Below are 3,514 nucleotides of genomic sequence, written 5' to 3' on the forward strand. Positions count from 1 at the left end.
GATGATCGCGCGCGTTGCGCGGGGGGTGCTCGCCGGCGCCCCGGCAGTCGTCCCGGTGTTGCCTGTCGCAGACACCATCAAGCTTGTCGACGCTGCAGGGGACGTGCTCTCCACCCCCGACCGCTCCCAACTGCGGGCCGTGCAGACACCGCAGGGCTTCGACCTAGCTACGTTGCGGGAGGCAAATGAGGCCTACTTCGCTGCTGACGCTATGGACTTCACCCCCACCGACGACGCGAGCCTCATGGAATGGTTCGGTGTCGCCGTGTCTACGGTGCAGGGCGACCCGATGGCCTTTAAGATCACCACTCCCATCGACCTTGTGCTGGCACAACGCATCACGGATGAGGCAGAACCCACCGTTTTTGACGTGCCCGGCAACCCTGGCGTTTGAAAAACCCCATCTTACTTAGACTGCCTTAGGCCCCTGTTTGGTTCCATAAATTGTGAAACTGTGGGAAATCTCTAAAACCCTTGTTAAACGGCACTTTTGAGCAATACCTTTGGGGCATGAACTTTAATACTGTGATCGCGGCCTTATCAGGCGGCGCAATAGATATGTTGAAGGGGTTTGACCGCCAAGCCGCGTTAGATGCCGGGATGTCGCAAGCAACAGCGAATAACTGGAAGCTCGTACATGACGCGTATTACGGTCCAACCACGTCGCCGTCGAAGCAGCGGCAGGCGCGGGAGAAAGCACGCGTGGAGGGGGTGAGCCTGGACAAACTCGTGCACATTGAGAAGAAGCTCAAGCGGATCAACAACAACCGGACACGCAACAAGCTTCGGCTGACCATGCTCGCCGTGCGCGGTAATTATAAGGCCTTGCTTGCGTTGACTAGGAAGCTTCTGCCCGGCGCGGATAAGCCGCCGGAGAAGAAGTTGACCATTTCGCCGTCGCGTCACGGCCGGCGCCGGGTGATGTTCTGGGCCGACGAGCGTGATGTCGCCGATTTAGAACACGCGCTGCTTGAGGGGGTGGACCCGGACTTGCCTCTTGCGCCACAATTACTGGAACATTTCCTGGCGCTCATACGTAGTGGCGGTGGCGTACCGCGCGCCGTCCCGAGGCCACAGTTGCTTATCCCGTTGCCAGAGTGGGTGCGCATTATTCGCGGGGAGGACGATGACGTTGTGCTTGGGCTGACGGACGGCACCACTATCACCGGCGCTGATTTCCTCACCACCCACACCGCCAACCCGGACAACGAGCTGGAAGCAGTGGTCTTTCATCCTACGGAGGGCGCGGTGAACCAGTATCGGCTGGAGCGTTTCGCCAACGCGAAGCAGCGCGATATGGCGAGGGCTACGCAGCCGATCTGTACCAGCCCGGACTGTCGTCGTGGGGCTGACCAGTGCGAAATCCACCACATCAAGGCCTGGAAGAACGGCGGTGAGACCAACGCGAACAACCTCGCACCACTGTGCCGCTACCACAATCGCGTCAACGACGATGACGCACATGTGGCGCACCGCGGCCACGTCGAGATGCGTGGTGGTGCACCAGTGTGGATCTCCCCACGCGGGTTCGCCCGCGCGAACACACTGCACCCGTTCGGCGGGATGCGGTCCCTGTTCAACCACGACCCGGCGAAGGTGCCAGTCCGCGCCAGATAGTGCCCACTAGGATGATGGATCATGGAATCCTCCAAAACCCCGAATCCGATTTCCACACTGCGAGTTGGCGCTGCTTTTGACGCCCACCGCATCGAGCCCGGCAAACCCTGCTGGATCGCCGGCCTCATCTTCGAGGGCGTCGACGGATGCGAAGGACACTCAGACGGTGACGTTGTCAGCCACGCCATCGTCGACGCAGTGCTCTCCGCAACCGGGCTGGGGGACCTGGGCAGTTTCGTCGGTGTTGACCGCCCGGAGTACGAGGGGGTCACTGGGGTGCAGTTGCTTACCGAGTTGCGTGAACTCGTCGCCGCCAACGGCTACACCGTGCTCAACGCTTCAGCTCAACTCATCGGCCAGACCCCCAAAATGGGCCCGGTGCGCGAAGAGGCCGAGCGCGTCCTGTCCGAAGCTCTCGGCGCACCCGTGTCCGTGAGTGCCACGACGACCGACGGGATGGGTTTCACGGGATCGGGGGAGGGGAGAGCGGCGGTGGCGACGGCGCTCGTCGATAAGCGATAGTTAAACTGGGGCGCGTGACTCAACGCATTTTTGACACCGCGACCCGCACTCTCCGCGAATTTGAACCTCTCCGTGAGGGGCACGTCTCGATGTATGTGTGCGGTGCGACGCCGCAGTCCTCGCCGCACATCGGGCATCTGCGTTCCGGCGTGGCCTTCGACATCGTGCGCCGCTGGTTCCTCGCCACCGGTTACGATGTCGCTTTTGTGCGCAACGTGACCGACATCGACGACAAAATCCTCACAAAAGCCGCCGAAAACGGTCGCCCCTGGTGGGAATGGGTGTCCACCTACGAGCGCGAATTTACACGCGCCTACAGCACGCTGGGCGTTCTGCCACCGAGCGTCGAGCCACGCGCAACCGGGTTTGTCACCCAGATGATCGACTACATGCAAAGGCTTATCGACGCCGGCTTTGCGTATGCCGCCGACGGCTCCGTCTACTTCGACGTTGCTGCCTGGGTAGCGGCGGAAGGCTCCGACTATGGGTCCTTGTCCGGCAACCGCGTCGAGGAGATGGAACAAGGTGAAACCGACGTGGCCAGCAAGCGCGGCGCCCATGACTTCGCGCTGTGGAAAGCTGCGAAACCCGGCGAACCGAGCTGGCCCACCCCTTGGGGCGATGGCCGCCCCGGCTGGCACTTGGAATGCTCCGCGATGTCAACGTGGTACTTGGGTGCTGAGTTTGACATTCATGGTGGCGGGCTTGACCTGCAGTTCCCGCACCACGAGAACGAGCAAGCACAATCCCACGCTGCCGGCGACGGCTTTGCCCAGTATTGGATGCACAACCACTGGGTGACCATGGCGGGGGAGAAAATGTCGAAGTCGCTGGGCAACGTGCTCTCGATCGACAACATGCTCGAGGCCGTGCGCCCGGTGGAGCTGCGCTACTACCTGGGGTCCGCGCATTACCGCAGCGTGCTGGAGTATTCGCCGGCGGCGCTGCAGGAAGCTGCGGCAGGCTATCGGCGTATTGAGGATTTTGTCGCCCGCGCCGCTGCTGCTTCTGGCGGCGAGCCCGTGTCTCGCGGCGAGTGGACCCCTGCGTTCGCCGAGGCCATGAACGAGGACTTCGGCGTACCTAAGGCGCTGGCGGAGATTCACAACACCGTCCGTGCAGGCAACAAGGCGCTCGCGGACGGCGACGCGACGTTAGCCCGCAATTTCGCCGGTTCAGTCCGCGCAATGACTGCTGTGCTGGGCATCGACCCCGGCGAGTGGGCGAGTGCTGCCGACGCTTCCAGTGCTTCTGGCGCGGCGGAGGCGGCTCTGGATGTCCTCGTCCAGGTTGAACTGGAACGTCGCGCGCAGGCTCGCGCCGACAAGGACTGGGCCACCGCCGACGAAGTCCGCGACCGTCTGGCCGCCGCTGG

General features: G+C 62.5%; 4 protein-coding genes. All 4 read left to right on the plus strand.

The features are described 5' to 3' along the window. A partial coding sequence (locus F4V54_RS10360; RefSeq protein ID WP_211359482.1) for a 2-C-methyl-D-erythritol 4-phosphate cytidylyltransferase occupies positions 1 to 394 on the plus strand: 394 nt, incomplete at its 5' end. Between the two features lie 116 nt (positions 395 to 510). Continuing rightward, positions 511 to 1,617: an HNH endonuclease signature motif containing protein gene (locus F4V54_RS10365; RefSeq protein WP_102723515.1), complete on the plus strand. Its 1,107-nt coding sequence runs from the start codon at positions 511 to 513 to the stop codon at positions 1,615 to 1,617. A 21-nt stretch (positions 1,618 to 1,638) separates the two neighbouring features. Then, positions 1,639 to 2,139, plus strand: a complete 501-nt coding sequence (gene ispF / locus F4V54_RS10370; protein WP_150387086.1) for a 2-C-methyl-D-erythritol 2,4-cyclodiphosphate synthase — start codon at positions 1,639 to 1,641, stop codon at positions 2,137 to 2,139. 14 nt (positions 2,140 to 2,153) lie between these two features. Continuing rightward, a partial coding sequence (gene cysS, locus F4V54_RS10375) for a cysteine--tRNA ligase (RefSeq protein WP_150387087.1) occupies positions 2,154 to 3,514 on the plus strand: 1,361 nt, incomplete at its 3' end.

It is taken from the genome of Corynebacterium tuscaniense (genome assembly GCF_008693065.1).
Classification (GTDB): domain Bacteria; phylum Actinomycetota; class Actinomycetes; order Mycobacteriales; family Mycobacteriaceae; genus Corynebacterium; species Corynebacterium tuscaniense.